Source organism: Aeromonas sp. s8 (assembly GCF_040907785.1).
Taxonomy (GTDB): Bacteria; Pseudomonadota; Gammaproteobacteria; order Enterobacterales; family Aeromonadaceae; genus Aeromonas; species Aeromonas veronii.
Map to the genome: position 1 here is coordinate 174866 of NZ_JBFOCL010000057.1, position 21815 is coordinate 196680.

General features: G+C 60.9%; 23 protein-coding genes. 9 read left to right on the forward strand and 14 right to left on the reverse strand.

Annotation, left to right across the window (positions count from 1 at the left end; genetic code table 11):
• Positions 1 to 231: 231 nt before the first annotated feature.
• From AB5Y86_RS20170 to AB5Y86_RS20185, 4 genes are all read left to right on the forward strand, one after another.
• Positions 232 to 1395, forward strand: coding sequence for an FAD-dependent oxidoreductase (locus AB5Y86_RS20170; RefSeq protein ID WP_368193899.1), 1164 nt, complete (start codon positions 232 to 234; stop codon positions 1393 to 1395).
• 49 nt (positions 1396 to 1444) lie between these two features.
• Positions 1445 to 2011: an isochorismatase family cysteine hydrolase gene (locus AB5Y86_RS20175; RefSeq protein ID WP_325793556.1), complete on the forward strand. Its 567-nt coding sequence runs from the start codon at positions 1445 to 1447 to the stop codon at positions 2009 to 2011.
• Between the two features lie 132 nt (positions 2012 to 2143).
• The gene (locus tag AB5Y86_RS20180; protein WP_368193941.1) at positions 2144 to 2800 is read left to right on the forward strand and encodes an excalibur calcium-binding domain-containing protein; all 657 of its coding nucleotides are present in this window, start codon (positions 2144 to 2146) and stop codon (positions 2798 to 2800) included.
• A gap of 199 nt (positions 2801 to 2999) precedes the next feature.
• Positions 3000 to 3938, forward strand: a complete 939-nt coding sequence (locus AB5Y86_RS20185) for a diguanylate cyclase (RefSeq protein ID WP_368193900.1) — start codon at positions 3000 to 3002, stop codon at positions 3936 to 3938.
• Positions 3939 to 4032: 94 nt separating this feature from the next.
• Here the strand turns inward: AB5Y86_RS20185 and AB5Y86_RS20190 are convergent, their stop codons facing one another.
• Positions 4033 to 4941 (reverse strand): LysR family transcriptional regulator, encoded by a 909-nt coding sequence (locus tag AB5Y86_RS20190; RefSeq protein WP_043822227.1) that lies wholly within the window; start codon positions 4939 to 4941, stop codon positions 4033 to 4035.
• A 116-nt stretch (positions 4942 to 5057) separates the two neighbouring features.
• Between AB5Y86_RS20190 and AB5Y86_RS20195 the strand changes: the two genes are divergently transcribed.
• Together AB5Y86_RS20195 and AB5Y86_RS20200 are read left to right on the forward strand one after the other, a co-directional pair.
• The gene (locus AB5Y86_RS20195) at positions 5058 to 5303 is read left to right on the forward strand and encodes a hypothetical protein (protein ID WP_043822229.1); all 246 of its coding nucleotides are present in this window, start codon (positions 5058 to 5060) and stop codon (positions 5301 to 5303) included.
• A 20-nt stretch (positions 5304 to 5323) separates the two neighbouring features.
• The gene (locus AB5Y86_RS20200) at positions 5324 to 5974 is read left to right on the forward strand and encodes an HAD-IA family hydrolase (protein ID WP_368193901.1); all 651 of its coding nucleotides are present in this window, start codon (positions 5324 to 5326) and stop codon (positions 5972 to 5974) included.
• 116 nt (positions 5975 to 6090) lie between these two features.
• Here AB5Y86_RS20200 and AB5Y86_RS20205 read toward each other — a convergent pair whose 3' ends face one another.
• Positions 6091 to 6693, reverse strand: coding sequence for a nitroreductase family protein (locus AB5Y86_RS20205; protein WP_005348028.1), 603 nt, complete (start codon positions 6691 to 6693; stop codon positions 6091 to 6093).
• 248 nt (positions 6694 to 6941) lie between these two features.
• Between AB5Y86_RS20205 and AB5Y86_RS20210 the strand changes: the two genes are divergently transcribed.
• Positions 6942 to 8492, forward strand: coding sequence for a diguanylate cyclase (locus AB5Y86_RS20210; RefSeq protein WP_368193902.1), 1551 nt, complete (start codon positions 6942 to 6944; stop codon positions 8490 to 8492).
• Positions 8493 to 8739: 247 nt separating this feature from the next.
• The gene (locus AB5Y86_RS20215; protein ID WP_021229759.1) at positions 8740 to 9222 is read left to right on the forward strand and encodes a YMGG-like glycine zipper-containing protein; all 483 of its coding nucleotides are present in this window, start codon (positions 8740 to 8742) and stop codon (positions 9220 to 9222) included.
• An 80-nt stretch (positions 9223 to 9302) separates the two neighbouring features.
• On the opposite strand, the gene AB5Y86_RS20220 is transcribed toward AB5Y86_RS20215, so the two are convergent.
• The 5 genes from AB5Y86_RS20220 to AB5Y86_RS20240 all read right to left on the reverse strand — a co-directional run bounded on the left by AB5Y86_RS20220 (position 9303) and on the right by AB5Y86_RS20240 (position 14250).
• Positions 9303 to 10259 (reverse strand): D-2-hydroxyacid dehydrogenase, encoded by a 957-nt coding sequence (locus AB5Y86_RS20220; protein ID WP_151286100.1) that lies wholly within the window; start codon positions 10257 to 10259, stop codon positions 9303 to 9305.
• Between the two features lie 143 nt (positions 10260 to 10402).
• Positions 10403 to 11167 (reverse strand): DUF3530 family protein, encoded by a 765-nt coding sequence (locus AB5Y86_RS20225; protein ID WP_088868655.1) that lies wholly within the window; start codon positions 11165 to 11167, stop codon positions 10403 to 10405.
• A gap of 134 nt (positions 11168 to 11301) precedes the next feature.
• Positions 11302 to 11868 (reverse strand): elongation factor P, encoded by a 567-nt coding sequence (gene efp / locus AB5Y86_RS20230; RefSeq protein ID WP_005335100.1) that lies wholly within the window; start codon positions 11866 to 11868, stop codon positions 11302 to 11304.
• A 45-nt stretch (positions 11869 to 11913) separates the two neighbouring features.
• Entirely contained in the window at positions 11914 to 13110 is a 1197-nt protein-coding gene (gene earP, locus AB5Y86_RS20235; RefSeq protein ID WP_368193903.1) for an elongation factor P maturation arginine rhamnosyltransferase EarP, read from the reverse strand.
• 96 nt (positions 13111 to 13206) lie between these two features.
• A complete protein-coding gene (locus AB5Y86_RS20240; protein WP_005348017.1) occupies positions 13207 to 14250 on the reverse strand; it encodes a GMP reductase in 1044 nt (347 codons plus the stop codon).
• A 381-nt stretch (positions 14251 to 14631) separates the two neighbouring features.
• On the opposite strand from AB5Y86_RS20240, the gene AB5Y86_RS20245 reads away from it, so the two are divergent.
• Positions 14632 to 15126: an ATP-dependent zinc protease gene (locus AB5Y86_RS20245; RefSeq protein WP_368193904.1), complete on the forward strand. Its 495-nt coding sequence runs from the start codon at positions 14632 to 14634 to the stop codon at positions 15124 to 15126.
• Positions 15127 to 15164: 38 nt separating this feature from the next.
• Here the strand turns inward: AB5Y86_RS20245 and AB5Y86_RS20250 are convergent, their stop codons facing one another.
• From AB5Y86_RS20250 to AB5Y86_RS20280, 7 genes are all read right to left on the reverse strand, one after another.
• A complete protein-coding gene (locus tag AB5Y86_RS20250; RefSeq protein WP_368193905.1) occupies positions 15165 to 16601 on the reverse strand; it encodes an ATP-binding protein in 1437 nt (478 codons plus the stop codon).
• Positions 16598 to 17284 carry a response regulator gene (locus tag AB5Y86_RS20255; protein WP_005335091.1) on the reverse strand — a complete coding sequence of 229 codons (687 nt, stop codon included), beginning with the start codon at positions 17282 to 17284 and terminating at the stop codon, positions 16598 to 16600. Before AB5Y86_RS20255 ends, AB5Y86_RS20250 begins: the two co-directional genes overlap by 4 nt.
• Before the next feature lie 130 nt (positions 17285 to 17414).
• Positions 17415 to 17981: a tetratricopeptide repeat protein gene (locus tag AB5Y86_RS20260; protein WP_368193942.1), complete on the reverse strand. Its 567-nt coding sequence runs from the start codon at positions 17979 to 17981 to the stop codon at positions 17415 to 17417.
• Between the two features lie 67 nt (positions 17982 to 18048).
• Positions 18049 to 18918, reverse strand: a complete 870-nt coding sequence (locus AB5Y86_RS20265) for an SDR family oxidoreductase (protein WP_042082681.1) — start codon at positions 18916 to 18918, stop codon at positions 18049 to 18051.
• A gap of 42 nt (positions 18919 to 18960) precedes the next feature.
• Complete coding sequence (locus AB5Y86_RS20270) at positions 18961 to 19614, reverse strand: TenA family transcriptional regulator (protein WP_368193906.1); 654 nt, start codon at positions 19612 to 19614, stop codon at positions 18961 to 18963.
• Positions 19611 to 21077, reverse strand: coding sequence for an AMP-dependent synthetase/ligase (locus AB5Y86_RS20275; protein ID WP_368193907.1), 1467 nt, complete (start codon positions 21075 to 21077; stop codon positions 19611 to 19613). Before AB5Y86_RS20275 ends, AB5Y86_RS20270 begins: the two co-directional genes overlap by 4 nt.
• A complete protein-coding gene (locus tag AB5Y86_RS20280) occupies positions 21074 to 21748 on the reverse strand; it encodes a thermostable hemolysin (protein ID WP_368193908.1) in 675 nt (224 codons plus the stop codon). Before AB5Y86_RS20280 ends, AB5Y86_RS20275 begins: the two co-directional genes overlap by 4 nt.
• Between the last annotated feature and the right edge of the window lie 67 nt (positions 21749 to 21815).

Here is a 21815-nt window from a genome sequence, read left to right on the forward strand (position 1 = left end):
CAAAGGACCGCGCATTTTACTCCGCAATCTGGATACTGCCTAGCTAATATCCAGCTGGCAATGGTGCTCACCCGATACCTGTTGCCAGCAAGCTCAATAAGCTTTCTCCTTGATTTGACGCAGCAATTCCCCGTTTGTCTCACTGTTTATCAGTCGCCCTTGCGCTATCATGCAGCCATCCGGTTCACGTCCGGGCGCTGTCGCCGGACGCACCCTTTCAGGAATAAATGTATGGAACAGTGTGATATCGCCATCGTCGGCGCCGGCATGGTGGGCGCCGCCACCGCCTGTCTGCTGGCGGCTCAGGGCCTCTCGGTGCGGGTCATCGAGACCCAACTGCCGGAGCATTACGTGCCGGAGCAGCCGCTGGATCTGCGGGTCTCCGCCATCAGTCAGGCCTCGGTGGCGCTGCTGGAGCAGGCCGGTGCCTGGCACCATCTGCAACAGATGCGGCTCTGCCCCTATCGCCGGCTGGAGACCTGGGAGCTGGACGGTTTTGCCACCCGCTTCAATGCCGCCGATCTCGGTCTGCCCCAGCTCGGCTACATCATCGAAAATCGGTTGGTGCAGCTCGCCCTGCTCAAACGGATGGAGGATTTCCCCACCATCCAGACCCATACCCCGGCGGCGGTGACCAGCCTGCGCCAGAGTGCGGATGAAGCAGTGCTGACTCTGGATGATGGCACCGAGCTGGCGGCCCGCTGGGTGCTGGCCTGTGACGGTGCCGAATCCCACACCCGCAAGCTGGCGGGTATCGGCGTATCGCGCTTCGAGTACCGCCAGCACTGCATGCTGATCAATATCGACACCGACTTTGCGCAGGAAGATATCACCTGGCAGCAGTTCACCCCGAGCGGCCCGCGCGCCTTCTTGCCGCTGCCCGGTCAGCACGGCTCTCTGGTGTGGTATGACAGCCCGGCCCGGATCCGGGCGCTGGCAGCCATGAGCAACGAGGCGCTCGCCGCCGAAGTGCGCCGCCACTTCCCGAGTCGGCTCGGCGGATTTACCGTCACCGGAAAGGGGAGTTTCCCGCTGGTGCGCCGCCACGCCAACGACTACCACGCCGGTCGGGTGGTGCTGCTTGGCGATGCCGCCCACACCATCAACCCGCTGGCGGGGCAGGGGGTCAACCTTGGCTTCAAGGATGTGGCCTGCTGGGCTGATCTGCTGCAAGGAGCTGGCGCCGACTGGCATCAGCTGGCGTTGGCCGAGCGTTACGAGCGACGCCGTCGCCCCGACAACCTGCTGATGCAGTCGGGGATGGATCTCTTCTACGGGGTGTTCAGCAACGAGATTGGCCCCCTCAAGCTGGCCCGCAATCTGGCCCTCAATCTGGCGGACAAGGCGGGCCCCCTGAAGGAGATGGCCCTGCGCTACGCACTTGGGCTGGTATGACAGGTAGAAACCAGGTAACACGGGCTGAATGCGCGAAGGAGCAAAGGTGATGAACAAGGCACTGCTGGTGATCGATTTTATCAACGACATCGCCCACCCCGACGGGCGCATTGCCGCCTCCGCAGCCCATGTGCTGGAGCAGGATGCTGTTGCGCATGCCAATCAGGCGCTGGCCCATGCCCGCGCCAACGGCTGGCTGGTAGTGCTGATCAAGGTGGGCTTTGACGGCGGCTATCAGCTGCAACCCAAGGGGTCTCCCATGTTTGGTCGTGCTCACCAGTTTGGAGCGCTGTCGCTTAGCGACCCGGGCACCGACTTTCACCCGGATCTGGATGTGCAGCCCGGTGATCTGGTGTTGGCCAAGCCCAGGGTCAGCCCCTTCTATGGCACGGCGCTGGAGCCTGCGCTGCGGGCCAATCACATCGACCACCTCTATCTGTGCGGGGTGAGCACTAGCTGGGCCATTCAGGCGGCAACGCGGGATGGTCACGATCGCGACTACGCCATCACCATTCTGGAGGATGCCTGCGCCGCCGCAGATGCCACCGAGCATCACACCTCGCTGCGGATGCTGGGTCGCATCGCCGAGATCATCAAGGTGTCCCAGCTGGCTTGATCCTTAACGCAGGCTGCGCCCGATCACCGTTTTGAGATTGACTCAGCGGCTCCCTGTCGGGCCGCTGCGCTTTTGGGCAACATGATTGTCGGGCAAGATAGTGCTCACATGGATAACAACAAGGATGGACAGATGCGTTATCAGGGACGGATCGCGAGCTGGAACGAGGCGCGCGGCTTTGGGTTTATTACGCCGGAGCAAAATGGCGCCGAGCAGGCAATCAATGGATCACGCAGTGCAGGGCTGTTTGTGCATGTTACGGCGCTGCAATCAGATGGCCGGGTGCCCGAGCCGGGGGAGCGTGTCACCTATCTGATCGGCAGTGGCCAGGATGACAAACCAAGGGCGTTACAGGTCTTTTTCCCCGATCGCCCGCTCACGTTGGCGGATGCCGTGCCGTCGGCCGCATCATCAGCGGCGCCATCGTTTCGGGCGGCAAGTCAGCCGCCACGACCCACTTCTACCAGAGAGCGGAGTAACCCCTATCGACGTCGCAAGAGCAGCTGGAGTGGCAAATTGATCCCTCTGCTGGTGCTCGTCGGCCTCTTTTCCATCTATTCCCGTTTCTCGGCCGAGTCGATGGCGCCATTGCCGGTCTCCTCTTTCAATCAGGAGGAGGTCAGCACGCCACAGGCAACGACCTTTATTCGCCAGTGTGATGGTCGGCAGCATTGCTCCCAGATGACCTCCTGCGAGGAGGCAACCTGGTTTTTGCAACATTGCCCGAACACCAAAATGGACGGAGAGGGCGATGGCATCCCCTGCGAAAATCAGTGGTGTGGCCATTAAATGTGACTTATCAGATACATATGCTCATGATGTGCTCTTGTTATCCGGAACAGGGAAACTGGCCTGAAACCTTGCCGGATGATGTTCGATGGTGAAATTTGGTCTCAGTTGGCTAAGTGGGAACGGGGTGCTTTACTCTATCTGCTGACTTAATTGTTAATAGATGGCGGAATGCCACTTTTGCCACAGGATGGCCACCATGGCGGATGAGATACAGGCGCGGCAGAGTCACTTCTCCGAGCGGGCTCATTATCTGGCTGCGCTGCTGGATTCGCTGGAAGACCAGATATCGGTGATAGATCGGGATGGCGTGATCCATTACACCAATCTCGCCTGGGATCTGTTTGCCGAGCAAAACGGCATGCCCAAGGGATATAACTGGATTGGGGTCAATTACATGGGGGCTTGTGACGCTGAAGCCGAGCCCTCGGGATTGGCTGCCGTGGAGGGGATCCTTCGGGTTATCCGTCATCAGCAGGAGAAGTTCTATCTGGAATACCCCTGCCACAGCCCCGACACCCAGCGCTGGTTTATGATGCGAGTAGCGCCGGTACCCGGGCTTGACGCCGAGTATTTTTCCATCGCCCATATCAATATCACCGAGCGCAAGCTGCTGGAGCTGGAAGTTGCCAGCCTCTCCCAACATGATCCCCTGACCGGACTGGCCAATCGGCGGCTGTTCAACAGCTTTTTGCATAACGAGTGGCGGCGCAGCATGCGTGAACATACTCCCCTCTCCCTCATCATGCTGGATCTGGATAACTTCAAGGCGTGCAATGACCATCTTGGTCATCAGATGGGGGATGGCTCCCTCCAGCTGGTGGGCCATCTTCTGCAATCCTTCTGCCAGCGTCCGGCGGATCTGCCCTGCCGTTTTGGTGGTGACGAGTTTGCCCTGATCCTCGGCAATACTGATCGAGATGCGGCCCAGCGGATTGGAGAGGAGATCCGCCAGGCCATCAACGATCTCGACATCGTGGTGGCAAATAATATTCAGCTTAGCGCCAGCATTGGCATTGCCACCTACACGGCAGAGCAACTGCTGGAGGGTGAAGGGGCGTTGCTGGCCGCGGCCGATGCGGCGCTTTATTGCGCCAAGGGGGCGGGTAAAAACCGTAGTCACTGCGCCAGCTGTTGAGCCGCATTGCCGCTTTTGTCCTGCATGCGCCCCCTTGATGGGGGCGCACTGTTTTTTGGCTGGTCACGGTGTTAGCTACCAGCAAGGGTTGGTTTCAGCGCTCGGGTGTGGCCGACACCGGCAGGGGATGGCTGGCGATCACCTGCCTGACGAAGTGATCCCGGATGGGGTCGGCAAAGTCCGGATTCCATACCATGCTGACCTCCCACTCGGAGCTGGGACCAGAGAGAGGATAGAGGGTGACATCGGGCCCTGCGATAAAGCTGACGCTGCGCGGCAGGATGGCATTGCCGATGCCCGCCGCGACCAGCGCCACCAGCGTCTGGATATCCTCGGCCTCCTGGACCATGCCGGTCAGCCGATTGGCGCCGAGGAAACCGGCGATCTGCTGGCTGAGCCCGGGGCAGCGGTGGCCCACCATCTGCAACAGGGGTTGACTGGTCAGTGCCTGCTGGACGTCGAATGCGGCCGGGTCTGGTTCGGTCATTCGTGTCGGCACCGCCAGCACCAGCCGGTCGATCAGCAGTCTGTGCTCCTGCAACTGGGGCATCTGAGGTCTGCGCATAAAGCCAAGCTGCAACTGGCCGGAGAGCAGCTGTTCCTGCTGGATGGCGGAGGGCATATCCTGCAGATGGACCATCACGTCCGTGACCTGCTGTTTGAAGCGGGCCACCAGCGCAGGGGCCAGTGCGAAACTCGACAGACCGAAGCCAATCTTGAGCCGACCGGCTACCCCGCTCGCCACAGCCAGCGCATGGCTTTCGAACTCCCGACCGTGCTCGACCAGCGCACTCGCCTGAGTGAGCAGCTGGGCGCCGAGCGCCGTCAGCTCGGCACCGTGGCGACCCCGCTTGAATAGGGTGCAGCCCAGCGCCTGCTCCAGCCCCTGGATCTGCTTGGTGAGGGCCGGTTGGGTGATAAAGAGGCGGCTGGCCGCTTCCCGGTAGTTGGCGGTGTCGGCCAGCGTCACAAACGCCTGCAGTTGCCTCAAGTCGAATTTCATTCCAATTGGTTATCCAAAGTGGCGATTTATTGATTATAAATTATCTAATCGCCTTGTTCTAATGGCTCGGCAAGGGGGGAATCGCCCTCCTCTGAACCTGAACAAGGAGCCATATCATGTCCACTCAACGTTATCTTTTTTTGATCAAGAACACGCTGGTGCTGGCTCAGCCGTTGGCGGCCCCGGAGACGGGGGAGCTGCTCGCCAGCCTGCTGCAACAGGGTTTTGTGGTCGGCCCCTTGCAAGTGTGGGCTGGCAGTGCCGAGCAGGCGCTGGCCTGTTATGAGCGTGCCGCCCAGCAGCAGGCCTTTGCCGATGCGCTCTCTGGCTCTCTGCCCGAGCTGGCCGGGGTGCCTGTATGAGTGTCTGTATGAGTGCTGGCATGAACACGATCACCCTGTCGGTATCCGCCCTGCTGCTCGATATGGATGGCACCCTGGTCTGCTCGACCGGCGATGTGGAGAAGGTGTGGCGGCTCTGGTGCCAGCATCATCAGCTGGCACCCGAGCCGGTGTTGGCGATGTGCCACGGCATGCGCTCGCGAGAGGTGATCCGGGCGCTGGCCCCGCAACTGGATGTGGAGCGGGAGGCGGCGCGGCTTGACGAGCTGGAGATGCAGCATACCGGTGGCGACGCCATCGCAGGGGCTGGCGAGTTGCTGCGCCGCTTGCCGCCAGAGCATTGGGCCATTGTGACCTCCGCCAGTGAGCGGGTTGCTCGCCATCGCCTGAGTTGTGCCGGTTTGCCGCTGCCCCATGTACTGGTGGGGGCCGAAGCTGTGATCCATGGCAAGCCCGATCCCGAGCCCTATCTGCTGGGGGCTGAACGGCTTGGCGTCTCGCCCGCTCGTTGCTTGGTGTTCGAGGATGCCCCGGCCGGTATCGAGAGCGCCCTGCGTGCAGGTTGCACCGTGGTGCAGGTCGGGGGCGATGCGCCGCTCAATCCGGCGGTGGTGGCGGTGATCCGCGACTGGCGCGAGGTGAAGGTGGAGTTGGAGGAAGGCGAGTCCCTGCTGGTAAAGCTGCCCGCCTGAGCGGTGGATAGAGCGTCTTACGACTGCAGATTGCGGTATGAACCATCGCTATCCGCACTCTTGATGTCGAAATGAAAACGCCCCCGAGATGCGGGGGCGTTTTGCTATCTCAACGGTTATTTGAAAACGCGGAAACGGGTGGCGTCGTCGATAAAGGTCTTGTCGCCGGCCGGTTGCTTGATGCTGCCAAAGGGCATTTGGGCACGCAGCAGCCAGCTGGCGGGCAGGTTCCACTCTTTGCGTACCGCCTCGTCGATCAGCGGGTTGTAGTGCTGCAGGGAGGCACCGACTTTCTCCTGTGCCAGCGTCGTCCAGACCGCAAACTGGGCGATGCCAGTGGCATGTTCCGACCAGATGGGGAAGTTGTCTGCGTAGAGGGCGAATTTTTGCTGCAGATCCTTGATGACGTCGGTGTCTTCGAAGAACAGAACGGTACCGAAGCCTGCGCGGAAGCTGCCATCTACCTTGGCCTCACTCTGGGCGTAGGCTTCCGGCGGCACAATCTTTTTCAGCTCGGCTTTGACGATATCCCACAGCTTGTGGTGCTGGGCGCCAAACAGGATGACGGCACGGGAGCTCTGGGAGTTGAAGGAGGAGGGGCTGTGTCTGATGGCATCCTGGATCAGGGCCGTCAGCTGCTCCGGCGTGTGGGACACCTGGTCGCCCAGGGCATAGATGGTACGACGTGCTTTGATCTGTTCGATAAACGGACTGCTCATAACATCTCCTTGTTCTGCTTGGCGTTGCAGCCGGTGATGGACGGTGTGTCCAGCGCCTGCCGAATCAGGTATAGACTATAACACCCGCAATGCAGAGCGGGGTTAACCCGGGGTAACTAGCGTTTTTCCTGTCAGTTGATATTCGTTTGCGAACCTTGACGTTTCGCTAATGTTGGAAATGTCATTTAAGGGGCGCGAAAGTGATATTAATCAACGATTCACTCTCCTTTCTCTCCCACAATCCCCGTATGTTTTCTTGGTTCGGATGTGATGTGAGCCGTTCGTATCTCAATAAACGCTACTATGTGCTGGTCCCCCTCTCTGCATTGATTGGTTTGATGATCCTGATAGTGACGATCATCATGGCTATTGCCAGCTATCTGAGGGATATCGACATGACGGTATCCGGCTTCGGCCACATGGCATCCTCCGTTGAAGCGTCTCTGATCCACGAGATGGTGAAGGTCAATGAGCGGCAACTGGCGGTGCTGGAGGCCTCGCTCGACAAGGAGAAGATCGCTCGCGGCGGGCTGGCCGACTCCCCCATCTGGGCCATTGCGCACAAGATCAAACCAGGCAACCACTACATCTACTTTTACAACCTGAACGCGGATCGTATCGACAGTTACCCGGACTGGCTACCGCCCCCCGGTTATCAGGCGGCGCTGCGACCCTGGTATCAGGTGACCACCATGCCGGGCGACGAGCTCGTCTGGTTTGGCCCCTACCCTGAATACAATACCAATGAACTGATACTCAGCCTGATTAAACGGGTGCGGGACGATCAGGGGCAACTGCTGGGGCTGCTGATGGTCGACATGTCGTTCGACTCGCTGCAGCAGGCGCTACAACGGACGGTTGGCGGCAATCAGGCCGCACTCTATCTTACCTTGCGCGACAGCGGCCAGCTGTTGGTGGGCAGCAATATGGATCTGCTGGCAGATCACCCCATCGAGCAGCATCAGGGCCAGCAGTGGCTCGGTCTGGATGTGTTGTGTCATGGCACTTTCCTTAAGCGCGAGCTGGCGGATATTGGCTGGGATCTCAATATCTATCTGCCGCCCGTGCTGTTTCGCAACAGCCTCTATGAGGCGCTGCAGATGGTGGTTTTGCCATTGATCTCCCTGTTTGCCATCTGGTGTTGCACGTTGAGTCTGCTGGTGAGGATCTTCCGCCAGGAGCAGGCGCTGGTGTCTGGTTCACTGACCGGTATCGTGCGCAATCTGGAGAGTTCTCCCCCCATCACCAAGGCCAATACCTGGTTTGTGCGACGCAGCCTGAACGAGATCGATCAGGTCAGGGCCAGCTTCCTCAAGGGGCAGGATGCGCTGTTGCGGGACCCTCTGACCGGTATCATGAACCGGCGAGCCTTCGAGCAGCACAAGAGTGCGCTGGAGCTGAGGGGGGAGCGCTTCTGGCTGCTGCTGTTTGATATTGATCACTTCAAAGGACTCAATGACAGTCGGGGTCATGCCTTCGGCGATCAGGTGCTGTGTCGGGTGGCCAATTGCCTTGCTGATGTGCTGGGGGTGAGCACGGTTTACCGGATTGGTGGCGATGAGTTTGCCGCTCTGCTGCAACAGCCACAGGATGAGCTGGCGGAGAAGCTCTATTGTCTGCTTGACGTGGTGCGACATCAACAGTGGCGTGAGCACAAGGGGCAGGTCACCTTGAGTATCGGTGGCGCCTGCCATTCACCCCTTGCCGACCCCATCTTTGAGCGTGCTGATGCAGCCCTGTATCGTAGCAAGGAGGCTGGCCGGGACTGCTGGCATCTGGCGGATGAGGCTGCTGACTGACAGCTTTTGTCCCAGCGCGGCGGGTCTGTGTCGGGACACGACAACCAGATTGTGGGTCACCCTGCCGTAATAGTTTGGCTTTTTGGTGATTTTAATCTTTAAATTCAATCGCTTGATTTTACTCTTCCATTTTTGGCAGTAGCCGTGCGGCCATTGACTGTCGCATCCCTCATTTCTGCTGGCTGGCGAACCCCGTGGCGCTTTGTATAGTGCCGCTGAATATTAATCAGGTTTGACAGGAGTACCCATGGAGATGAATTCGCGTGCTCTTCGCGCACTGGCACTGCTGGGCGCCTTGCTGGCTGGCAGCACGACCGTGTACGCCTCCGAGACCCTCAATACCATTTTGGGTGGCGGCGCAGGTGGTGTGGCGGGCACCATGATCGGCAAGGAGCTGGGGGGAGATACCGGTGCGCTGGTGGGGGCTGCGTTGGGCGGTGCTGCCGGTGGGGCTGCGACGGCCAACAAGGGCAACAAGAATGAAGCGGCCCTTGGCGGCGCGGTGGGGGCGCTGGGCGGTGCCGCCATCGGCAAGAGTGTTGGTGGCGATACCGGGCAGCTGATCGGCGCCGGGGTCGGCGGGGCGAGTGGTTCGGCCATCGGTGCCAAGACCGGCGATGGCCACAAGAGCCAGGATCGCTATTACGATGATGACGATGATCATCACCATCACAAGCACCACAAGAAGTACAAAAAGCATAAGAAGCACAGATGGCACGACGACGATTGATGTGCGCGCAGTGAGTGCGAAAGATGCAAAACGGGGCCTGTTGGCCCCGTTGTGCATTGTGTGGTGACTCGCTCGTGCGGTTACACCAGCCGGTGCTGGCGGCGACCGGCGGCAAAGGCGTTGATGTTGTCGATCAGCTGATCGGCGAGGCGCTGCATCGACTCCTCGCTGGCCCAGGCCACATGGGGGGTCAGAATGAAGTGGGGGTATTGCAGCGCCTTCATCAAGGGATGGTCGGGAGGCGGCGGTTCGACGCTCGCCACATCGAAACCGGCGCCACCGAGGCGGCCGTTGGCCAGCGCTTGCAGCAGTGCCTCCTCATCCACCAGTCCGCCACGGCCGACGTTGATCAGCAGGGCGCCCGGTTTCATCAGATCCAGCTCCCGCTCGCCAATCAGGTTGCGGGTGTAGGGGGTGAGCGGGCAGTGCAGGCTGATGACGTCCGAGCTTTGCAGCAACTCGTCGAGGGGCAAGCGGTCCTCGTCGTGACTGGCGCCGATCTGGCTCTGGGCGTAACGCACTGTCATCCCCATCCCTTTGGCCCGCTCGCCGAGCGCCTGACCGAGCGTCCCTTTGCCGATGATGCCAAGCTGCTTGCCGTGCAGATCCATGATGTTGTGGTCGAAAAAGCAGAACTGGCCGCTCTGTTGCCAGCGCCCCTCCAGCAGCGACTGGCGCCAGCAGAAGAGGTTGCGCGACAGGGCCAGCATCAGCGCCATGGCGTGCTCCGGCACCGAGGGGCCCGAGTAATTGCGGATATTGCACACCCCGACGTTGGCGGCGCGGCACGCTTCCAGATCCACGTTGTCGCTGCCGGTGGCGGCCAGAGCGATGAGTTTGAGCTCAGGCAGCTGGGCCAGTTCAGCGGCGCCGATCCGTACCTTGTTGATGATGGCGATGCTGGCATCTTTGAGCCGCTCAACCACATGTTCCGGGGCCGTGCAGGGATAACTCTGCCAGTGGTGGGGGAAGTCGGGGTGATGCAGGGTGATGCCCGCATCCAGGGTATCGCTGTCGAGAAACACAATCTGCTGCATGGGCCTTCCTGCCATTGTTCAGGTTCGAGAGGCCATGATGCCAAAGAGGATGCAGTCAGGGCCAGCCTGCCGCTGTGTCATGGCTGGGCTTTATCCGGCAGATGTGAGCTTGCGCGCTTTATTGCGCCACGCTAGCGGCCGGTTTAGAGCCAGCCCAGATGGTTGAGCCAGCCCTGAATGCGGGTGGGGGTCTCCTCCAGCTCCATCAGGGCGTAGGGGCGATAGTTGAGCTTGTTGCTGCGCCGGCTCTCGCTTCTGCGGGCCTCGGCGGCCAGCAGTGGCCAGCGACCGCCATCCTCCTGATAGAGGTCCAGGGTGGGGATGGCCGCCTGAGCCACCTGTTTGGCCAGGGTCTGGTTGCTCTGCTGATTGGGGAAGAAACCATCGAGCAGCACCAGTGCATCGGGGGCGGGCAACTGTTCGCTGGCGATGAGGTTGGCAGTCCAGGCGGCGCCGGTACCTTGCGCCAGGATTAGCTTGAAGCCCCCCTCCTGCAGCTTGGCATCCGCCAGCTTGCTGATCCGCTCGGCAAACTGCTTGCGAAATGCATCGCTATTTTTCGCTTTTTTCTCGGCGGCTGGGTCCAGTTCGGTCTGTTGGGGGGAGGGCAGCAGCAGCAGGGTATCAAAGCCCAGTCGACCGAGGGCGCGAGTCAGTTGCCACAGCTGGCCGCTGCGCTGCCAGTCGGGCAGTAAAATGGCGAGCCCCAGATAGTTTTCACTGTCGTGTTTGGCGAACAGCACCGTCTGCTTGTCGATCTGGGTAGCATCGGGTAACCCTTTCCAGTCGCTCGCTTGCCAGTGGTCGAGGGGCAGTGGCTCGGCAACGGGGGGCGCGACCTCGCTCGCCTCTGCCCCATGGCCAGCCAGCAAGGTCAATAACAGCAGTGATAAGGATAATCTGGCCATAGTGTGCTCCCCCGGTTATCTGGGTTAGCGGCGGCGGCGGGATTTTCTGAAGGCGGGCGGTGTGATGGCAACTCGGAGGCAATAAAAAAGCGAGCCGTTGGCTCGCTTTTTTGCAATCAATTCAAAGCGGTCAATTAGTTGACGCGACGCTTGAATTCGCCGGTGCGGGTATCGATTTCGATCTTGTCACCGATCTCTACGAAAGCGGCAACAGCCAGCTCGTAGGTAGTGCCTTTCAGACGGGCAGGCTTGGTCACTTTACCGGAGGTGTCACCACGAGCAGCCGGCTCGGTGTACTCAACTTCACGCACGATGGTGGTCGGCAGTTCTACGGAGATGGCTTTCTCGTTGTAGAAAGTCACTTCACACAGATCTTCCATGCCGTCTACCAGGTAGTTCAGCACGTCACCCAGGTTGTCTTTCTCTACGTCGTACTGGTTGTACTCGGTGTCCATAAAGACATACAGGGGGTCAGAGAAGTAGGAGTAGGTGCACTCTTTACGTTCCAGCTGAACAACGTCCAGCTTGTCGTCGGCCTTGAAGACGGTCTCGGTAGCGCTGCCGTTCAGCAGGCCCTTCAGCTTCATTTTGACCACGGCGGAGTTACGGCCGGATTTGTTGAATTCAGCCTTCTGAACCACCATCGGCTCGGTGCCGATCATGACTACGTTACCAGCGCGGATTTCCTGTGCGGTTTTCATGTAAAAAATTCCTGTTCGTGAAACGGACGGATAAAAACTGCCAGATTATATACGGCTTTCCAGAAATTTCACCAACCTCGTGACGAGATCCCCATCCCGGAGCAGCTTCTGTGACCAGAGTCGCCCATGTTGCTGCCAAATCGCGCTGTATTGCGGCCACTGGGCCCAGAGTACGCGGCAATCTTCACCACGGTTGAGGGCAAGATTGAACCGGCGCAGCCATTGGCCGCACTCGGCGGGTAGATCGGATAAGTAGTGGTCAAGGAACTGCTCCAGCTTGACCAGATGGGCCTCCTCCTCCTGCTGGTAGATATGCCAGAGGAAAGGACGGGCGGCCCACTGGGCCCGTACGAAGGAGTCCTCCCCACGCACCAGATTGAGATCGCAGCTCCACAGCAGTCGATCGTAGCCAACCTGATCGGTCATCGGCAGCAGCTTGATGGTGAGGTTGCCCGAGTGGAGCAGATCCCCCGCTTTGGCTGCAGGGATGGCATCAGTCAGACCGGCACCGGTGAGCACATCGTTGAGAGAGCGCCCCAGCGGCAGCAGCAGGGTGACGGGCGTAGCGCTCTGGCACCAGCTCTCGACCAGACTCTTCAGCGCATTGCTCTCGTAGGTAAAGAGGCTGACCCGCAGCTCGTTCTCTTGTTTTGGCGGCAAACTGAGGCTGGCCCAGTAGTCTGCCAGTCCCGCTTCATCTTGTTGCCACCGCTCCCGTGCGGTGATGAGGTCGTGTTCGCACAGGAGACCGCCGGTTTTAGCGGTAAAGCCCGGGAAGAAGAAGTATTTATTGAGGCTCTGGTTGCCAACCCGCTGGGGCGAGGCGAGACCGTGGCAATCCTCGACCCAGCTCTCTGCCGAGAGGTATTCCAGATTGATCCAGCAGGGGGGCCTGGGTTGGCTCGCCATCAGTTCTATGAAGGGGGTGGGCAGCTCGCAGGCAAAGGCCTCGATCACCACCCTGGCCGGTGCCATGTCGCTCGGCAGGGTCTCATGCCAGTGCTGGATATAGATGCCATCGACCCACTGGCCATCCTGCGCCGGGTCGAGACCTGGACAGATACGGGCGAAACTTGCCAGATCGTCCACCCAGAGCCGCACCTGAACCTCATCGCCATGTGCCGCTATATTCCCCTCCCGTTTTAGCTGGCGGGCTAGTCGCCAGGTGACGCCGATGTCGCCGAAGTTGTCGACGACGCAGCAGAAGATGTCCCAGTCAAACGGGGGCAGGGGAGTTGTCATGGCTCGGGATCCCAGATGCAAAAAAACCGGTGCGCAGGGTAGCACACCGGTTGACTGGCTTCTAACCGTCAGCGCGTGACGGCGGTCTGTGGCAGGTTACTCCTTGCCGTAGACGTTGTTCTCTTGCTCACGAACCCGGATAAAGGTGGTGCGTTTGGTGAGCTCTTTCAGCTGGCTGGCGCCCACGTAGGTACAGGTGGAGCGCACGCCGCCCAGAATGTCGCGCACGGCGTTCTCGACCGGGCCGCGGTAGGGCAGCAGCACGGTTTTACCCTCGGAGGCGCGGTATTCCGCGACGCCGCCGGCGTGCTTGTCCATGGCGCTGGAGGAGCTCATGCCGTAGAACTTCATGAAGGGTTCGCCGTCTACATCGACGATCTCGCCACCGCACTCCTCGTGGGCTGCCAGCATGCCACCCAGCATGACGAAGTCGGCGCCACCGCCGAAGGCTTTGGCGACGTCGCCCGGGCAGGTGCAGCCGCCGTCACCGACGATTTGGCCGCCGAGGCCGTGGGCCGCATCGGCACACTCGATGATGGCGGAGAGCTGCGGATAACCGACGCCGGTCTTGACGCGAGTGGTGCAGACCGAGCCCGGGCCGATGCCAACCTTGACGATGTCGGCGCCGGAGAGGATCAGCTCTTCGACCATCTCGCCTGTCACCACGTTGCCCGCCAGAATGACGTGGTTGGGGCAGGCTTCACGAATTTTGCGCACGAATTCGACGAAGTGTTCGGAGTAGCCGTTGGCCACGTCGACACAGATGAAGCGCAGCGCTTCGGACATGGCGAGGATCTGGCGGGTCTTGGCGAAATCTTCAGCCGAGGTGCCGGTGGAGACCATCACATGGCCCAGCAGCGCCGGGTCGGTCTCGTTGACGAAAGCTTGCCACTGCTCAAGGCTGTAGTGCTTGTGTACCGCGGTCATCATCTCGAAACCGGCCAGCGTGCGCGCCATGGCGAAGCTGCCGACGGTATCCATGTTGGCGGCGATGACGGGTACGCCTTGCCATTGGGTCTGAGTGTGTTTGAAGGTGAACTGACGGGTCAGGCTGACTTGGGAACGGCTCTTGAGAGTAGAGCGCTTGGGGCGGAACAGGACATCCTTGAAACCGAGCTTCAAGTCTTCTTCGATACGCATTACAAATTCCTTATTGAGCCTTGTTGAAAGTCACTTTTGCAGTGGCAAATTTTCGGCAGGCGCAAAAAAACCGGTGGTTTTCAGGCCCTCCGGTTTACAACAGTGTAGGCAAAAATCCCTTCAGAACAAGACTGATAATTTGTAAATCCTTGTGGTAGCCTTTGGCGTCACAACCTGAGGTTAACCACCAGTTTCATCCAGCACCGTTCGGTGCCTTGCTCTCCTTCGATATTCCCGCCCGCTTGGGCCGCCGTTCGGCCACTCTTTGTCGTCTCTCTCCTGACCCGCCAGATATTATCCAAGTAGCTGAAATAAATCGGATTGACCCACAATGGGACTGTGGTAGATCTGGGCGCAGGATTGACAAGGCAGGGCCATAAAATGGGCAAGATGATGGTGGGGATCACCCTGATGCTGGCACTGTGTGGCAGTGCGCTGGCTGAGACCCCGACCAGCTATGGCTGGATCGAGAAGGGGCTTATTTTGCCTACCGGCGTGGCGGTGAAGATGAAGCTCGACACCGGGGCGCTCACCTCTTCCCTTGATGCACGCTCCATCACCAGATTCAAACGGGATGGCAAGCCCTGGGTGCGCTTCATGCTGGTGGTGACCGATGCCGACAGCGGCAAGCTGGTCAAGCAGCAGTTCGAGCGGCGGGTCGAGCGCAGCGTGACGGTGCGCGGGGCGGGCGGCATGGAGCAGCGGCCAACGGTGACCATGTCCATCTGTCTGGGGAACAAGGTGTATGAGGAGTGGTTCACCCTGCGGGATCGCAGCAAGATGATCTATCCGGTGCTGCTTGGCCGCCGCCTGCTGGCGGAGCTGGGCCCAGTGGACTCCAGTCGAACCTTTACCGTGCAGCCAGATTGTGATTGAAAGTAAAGAGCCCGCATCGCGGGCTCTTTACTTATCGCTTATCTTGCCAGCGGGAGCGGGAGTAACACGCTCACCTCCAGCCCCCCTTCCGGCCGGTTGTGGACATCGAGGTCGGCGCCGTGCAGCTGGGCGATGCGCGAGACGATGGCCATGCCGAGACCCACGCCATCCCCCTGCTGGGGATTGACCCGAAAGAAGCGTTCATACAGCCGGGGCAAGGCACTGGCGGGAATGCCGGGGCCGTTGTCACTCACATCCACCCTCACCCGGTTGCCCTCTCGCTGAACCCGCACCCTGATCTCGCCCTCTGGCTGGGTGTAGCGCAACGCATTGTCGATCAGGTTGCTGAACAGCAGCTCGAGCAGGGTGGCCTGCCCCATCACCAGCTGCGGCAATTCACACTCCAGCGACAGCTGCTGATCCTTCTTGAGCGCGATGGGAGCCAGGGTCGCGAGGGTGCCTTGCAGCAGGTGGCCTATCTCCAGCTCGGTCAATACCAGCCCCTGCTGGTTGTCGATACGGGCCTGGGTCAGCAGTTGGCGGATCAGCCGATCGCTGCGATCGAGGGCCTGCAGCATCTTGTGCAGGGATTGCTGGCGGCTCACTTCATCTTCGGCAGCCAGGGCATTTTCACTGTGGATCCGCAGCACCGCCAGCGGGGTGCGCAGCTCGTGGGCCGCCTCGTTGGTAAACTGTTTCTCCCGCTCTATGGTCTCCGCCAGCGCCTGCATCAGCCGGTTGATCTCGTTGGTGAGAGGCGTCAGCTCCTGAGCGCTTATCTTGAGGCTGAGGGGGCTCAGGTTGGCGGGGTGACGTTCGCTGATGGCCTGGGCCAGCTGACGCAAGGGGGCCAGCCCGCGTGTGATGAGCCACCAGAGCAGGGCCAGCAGGAAGGGCAGGGTGATCAGCAGCGGCAGCATGGTGAGGGTGGCCATCTTGCTGGCCAGTTCGCTGCGCTCGTCGTCCCGCTCGGCCACCACCAGCCAGGTCTGCTCCTGCTGGTTGTAGAGGGTGAAGGTGCGCCACTGGTGATTATCTTTTTCGACCGTGTCAAAGCCGATGGCCAGGGTGACCAGCGGCTGCTCTGGGGCGCTGGGGGCGCGCAGCAGCAAGCCGCCCTTTTCATCGAGTAGCTGGAAGTAGAGATTGCGTTCGAACTCGTGGCCGTAGGGGGTGATCTCCCGATCCTCGCCGGTCAGGTTGAGGCTGGGGTCTTTTTGCCACTCATCGGGATTTTGCGCCTCCCACTCCTGATAGACGGTGCCGTTGGCGGGCAGTTGCCCCTGCTGGGCCATGTAGCGAGCCAGCAGCTGGTTGGTGATGCGGGCCGACTGGGCGAGGCGGGCATCAAACAGCTCCTCCATTTCGTGGCTCGCCTCCATGTAGCCGATAAAGGCGCTGATGGTGAGACTCAGGCTTACCAGCGTCAGGATACCGGTGAGCAGAAAGCGGCGAATGGAGCGGGGGCGTTTCATCGTGCAGGTGTCCGGCTTGGCTGTTCGAGCTGGGGAATGATGTAGCCGACCCCGCGAATATTGCGGATGAGGTCGCTGTAGAACTTCTTGCGCAGATGGTGGATATGCACCTCTACCGCGTTGCTCTCGGCCCCTTCATCCCAGCCGTAGAGGCTCTGTTGCAGCTGATCCTTGCTCAATACCCGGCCGCTCTGGCTGATCAGCTCCTGCAGCAACTTGTATTCATGGGGGGTGAGTTTGACCGCCTCCCCCTGATAGGTGACCTGCTGGGATTCGGGATAGATAAGGATATCGCCATACTCCAGTACCGCCTGAGCCTGCCCCTTGCTGCGGCGAACCAGGGCGCGCAGGCGGGCGTTGAGCTCCTGCAGGGCGAAGGGCTTGACCATGTAGTCGTCGGAGCCGGCATCAAGGCCGACCACCCGATCGTCCAGCGCATCGCGGGCGGTGAGGATCAGCACCGGCAGCTGGTGGCCCTCCCGGCGCAACTTGCGCAGCAGGCTGAGGCCATCGATGTCGGGCAGGTTGAGATCGAGGATCAGGGCGGCGAACTCGTCGCTCTTGAGGGCTGCCAGAGCAGGCAACCCCTGTTGCAGCCAGTCCACCGTGTAGCCGCTATGCCGCAGTGCATCCTGCATACCATCCCCCAGCATCACATCATCTTCCACCAGCAGGATCCGCATTCTTTTCTCCCTGTTTGTTGGGTGTGGCGATCTGGCTCAGCGCCAGGGCGTGCCGTGGCATAAACAACCCTGCCCACCAGTATGCAAGCTGGTGGGCAGAGTTTAAATAGTTCTTTGATCCATCAGGGTTTTATAGCTTGGCCAGCCGATCGCGGATCTCCATTCTGCGCCCTTCGTCGGCCACTTCGCGGCCCGGGCGGGCCGGGGCGGCCAGCGCCTTGTCGAGATAGGTTTTGGCCTCGGCCTTGCGACCCTGATCCAGCAGGAAGTCACCGTAGAAGAAGTTGGGGTCGATGCCATCCGGATTGATGGCCAGCGCCTGCTTGAGCAGCTGCTCTGCCTTTTCGTCATCGCCAAAGCCGACCGGCCAGCCGGGCACCTGATAGTAGAGGGAGCCCAGACTGGTGTAGGCGGAGCCGTCCAGCGCCTTGGGATCCTGTTCGAGTGCCAGCTCCAGCTTGGCCTTGGCCTCTTTCACCAGACCCAGTGCCCCCAGCCCCCCTTTGGCCCCCGCCCAGGTGCTCTTGACGATGGCAGACCAGATCAGCAGATCGGCGCGAAAAGGCTCCTTGGCGCTGGCCGCTTCGGCCTGGGTGCTCAGGGTTTCGAGGCAGCTTTCTTTCGCCTTGCCGGTCTGTTGATACTGGCAGACGGCCCACTGTTGCTGGATGGGGACGAGGGCATCATTCGCGGCCATGACTGAGGTGGATCCCAGCAGGATGGCGATGGCACAAGAGGTCACGGATTGACGGAAAAAATTCATATTAATGCTCCTTCTTGGTCGGGATCGGGCGGGACAAGTCTGGTTGTGGCGCACTGTTGGCGCCAGCATCAGCCGTCCCTGGCTGAAGATGACGGGCATAACGTTTGATGATCGGCAGCTGTCTGGCCAGCGCCTTGTCGACGATGCCAGGCAGCAGGGCATTGAGCCGCACGAACAGTTTTTCCGGCCAGCCGAGCCAGCTGCGGCGGGTTTCGTTGCACAGGGCGATGACCGCCTCTTCGGCCACTTCCTGCGGGCTGTCGGTCTGGGTGCCGAGCGCCGCATTCATCTCGTAAGCGGCCTCAGAATTGAGCTTGGTGCGGGTGGCGCGGGGTGCAAAGTGCAGCACCTTGATGCCGCTCCCCTCCAGCTCCCGTCCCAGCGCTTCGCTAAAGCCGCGCAGGGCAAATTTGCTGGCGCAGTAGACGCTGTAACCGGGGTAGCCGATGCTGCCCAGGCTCGAGCCCATGTTCATGATGATCCCCGGCTTGCGCATGGTTGGCAGCAGGGCACGGGTGAGCTGGATGGGCGCCTCGATATTGAGCAGCAGTTGGCGCTCCACCTGCTCAAAGCTCTGATCTTCCAGCCAGGCAAACTGGTTGCAGCCAGCGTTGTTGATCAGGATGTCGATCCCGTCCTCCAGCGCAGGGTGTTGCAACAGCTTGGCCCGCTCCTGCGCAGAGCCGAGGTCGGCGAGCACCACCTGATGGCGCTCGGGATGGGGCAGTGACTTGCACAGCCGCTCCAGTGCCGGGCCGCGACGACCATGCAGCAGCAGGTGTGCCCCTTGGGCCGCCAGCTCCTGTGCCAGCTCCTCACCTATGCCACCGCTGGCGCCGGTGAGCAGCACGAGTTTCCCTTCAAGGTTCATGGTATGGATTCCCTTTTTGCTGTCTGCTGATCCGCTGCCGACTTACGGTGTGGCGGTGAGGTTGTAGAGCATCTCGCCATAAAGGCGATAGACCACCTTGGCCCCGTGGATGATGGCGGCCTGATCCGCCGGACTCTCGACCCGATCCATCAGGGATTCAAAGAACTTGAGGTGTTCCTGATCCAGGGCGCCGTGGGAGCTCAGGTAGCTCATCGCCTGCGGTGGCAGGCCGAGTCCCTTTTTCAGCTGGTCGGCGACGGTGAGGGCGATGGCCACGCTGGTGCCTTCCAGTACCTGCACCATGCCGAAGAAGCCCATGGGGTTGCCGCGCTGGATCTGGTCGTAGAGGAAAGCGATCATCAGCTCGATGGGCAGCCCCGGCTGGCCGTGGCGCACCGCCTCGGCATCACCGCCACAGGCGCGGATATCGTTGAGGATCCACTCCTGATGGCCATACTCCTCGTCGATGTACTCGGCAATGGCGCCGCGCACCCACTCGTACTCCTGACCCAGCTTGCCGCCGGTTGCCATCAGCAGTGGAACTGTGTGGCGCACGTGGTAGTAAGCCTGCGCCAGAAAGGCGAGATAGGTGTCACGGCTGATATCGCCACGGAGACAGGCTTCGATGATGGGGGCGTTGAACAGATGCTCACGCTCACTGGCAGTGGCTTGTTGCAGAGTCTGATAGAAGCTCATGACGATTCTCCTGTAAGGCATTGGCTGATTTGCCGGGAAAAGTGTTGGTAAATCTCGTTGCGACGGGGGCGCCCGTTGGCGGTCAGCAGCCCGGGATGTTGATCCAGCGCCACCGGCAACCAGTGGTGCAGCCGGGCATAATCGGGCAGCCGCTGATTCAGACCGGCGATCTGGCGGGGCAGATCCGCCTCTTTGCCCGGCAGGGGCTGGATCAGCGCCACGTTGGCGGGCTGACCATCGCCAAAGACCACGATGCGGGCGATGGCGGGGCAGAGCTGTGCTTCGGCCTCCACCCACTCGGGGGAGAAGTTGCGGCCAAAGGCGGTGATCTGGACATTCTTCTTGCGCCCGGTGATATGGAGGTAGCCTTCTTCATCGAGATGACCCAGATCGCCGGTGGCAATCTGTTCGGGAGTCGGTTCGTTGCTGCCGAGATAGCCCAGCATGGCACTGCCGCTCACCATAATTTCGCCGTCGCTGGCGATGGTGACCTGACAGTGGGGCAGGGGGCGGCCGACGCTGCCGAGCTTGTCAGCATCCGGGCTGTTGAGCGCCACCACGGAGCCGCACTCCGAGAGGCCATATCCCTCATACACCGGCAGGCCGAGCTGGCGGGCGTGTTTGATCAGGTCGGGGGCCACCTTGCCGCCACCGACGGCAATAAAGCGCAGGCTCTTGAGCTGCCGGGCCAGCGTCGGTGTGCTGGTGCAGAGCGCCAGCAGCAGGCGCAGCAGTTCGGGCACCAGCACCAGACTATGGGTCGACCAGCGCAGCAGGGCTTCCCCCAGCATGGCTGGATTGAGCGAGCTGGAGCCGGTGAAACCGAGCTCCCCGAGGGACGGAATGCGGCTGCAGGCGCCGGTCAGCAGCGGCACATAGAGGCCGGTGATGTTCTCAAGCAGGGTCGCCAGCGGCAGCAGGGTCAGGTGTTTTTCCACCTTGGCTGACGCGACTCGCTCGGCCAGCGCATGGCTCACCGCCATCATCTGGGCCAGTGACAGGCAGACACCCTTGGGCTGGCCCGTGGTGCCGGAGGTGTAAGTGATCTTGGCGGTGCCCTTGGGCAGCGCCGGTCGATTGGTCGGGGTATGGCGCCATAATGGCAGCTCGCCGGTGATCAGCGAGAGCGGCTCGGCGGCATGCCATCCCTGATGATGTGGGCCCACCAGCGCATCGGCGCCGCTGCTCTCCAGCAACCAGGCCTGCTGGGCCTGACTGAAGAAGTGGGGCACCGGTATGACCACGATCCCGGCTTTGGTGCAGGCGAGATCCAGCAGCGCCCAGGACAGGCCGTTGTCCAGTTGCAGCGCCAGACGGCTGATGTCGAGCTGTTGCAGCTGGCTGGCCAGACGCTGGATCTGTTGCCACAGGGTCTGGTAATCGAGACGCTGCAGGCTGCTCAGCAGCGCAGGGGATTGCGGATTCTCGTGGGCATGTTTGGCGATGGCGTCGAACAGGCTCATTGGGCGCACCTTTTTTGATGGGTCTGGTTATCATTGCTCTTGCTGGTCTCGTCAAACAGGGTCGGCATGGGGGCCAGCAGATTGAGCAGCAGGCTGCGCTGGGCCAGCACCTCGCGCCCCTGATTGATGTCGCCCACCATCACCTTGGGTTGGCAGCGGTAGTACTCACCCCAGGCATCGGCGTCGGCCCCCACCTGATGGGCCTGGGCGGGGGCCAGTTCCACCGGATTGAGTTGCAGGCGGGCAAAGCTGTTGCGCAGCTTGGCCGTGCCGGTAAAGACCACGTAGTCGAGGGCGTTTTCACACAGCAGACGACACAGGGCCGCAAACATCAGGCGGGCATTGCCCGGTTCGCTGCAGGCCAGATTGCCCACTTCGATAATGCGGTTGCGTGCCGGAGAGACCCCGAGGCGGGTGTTGATGGCGGCCTCGATGGGTTGCTCCAGATACTGTTCCAGATAGAGAGGCCCCTCACTGGCATGATTGAGACCACAGGCGCCGACCAGCGTCCCATCCGCCCGATAGAGCCCCAGCAGGCAGGGGAGAAAATGGGGGATGCGGGCGTTGAACTCGAGGGTGTAGGCTGCCTGGATATAGCTTTGCAGCGCCATGACCTGCTGCGGGGACTTGGCTAGCAGCAATCGGTAGGGGGCCTGGATCTCGGTGGTCATGGGTGACTCCTTCTCTTGCGATGGTTTGAGAGTAAAAGGGCAAACTTAAGAAACCCTTAAGGAGCAA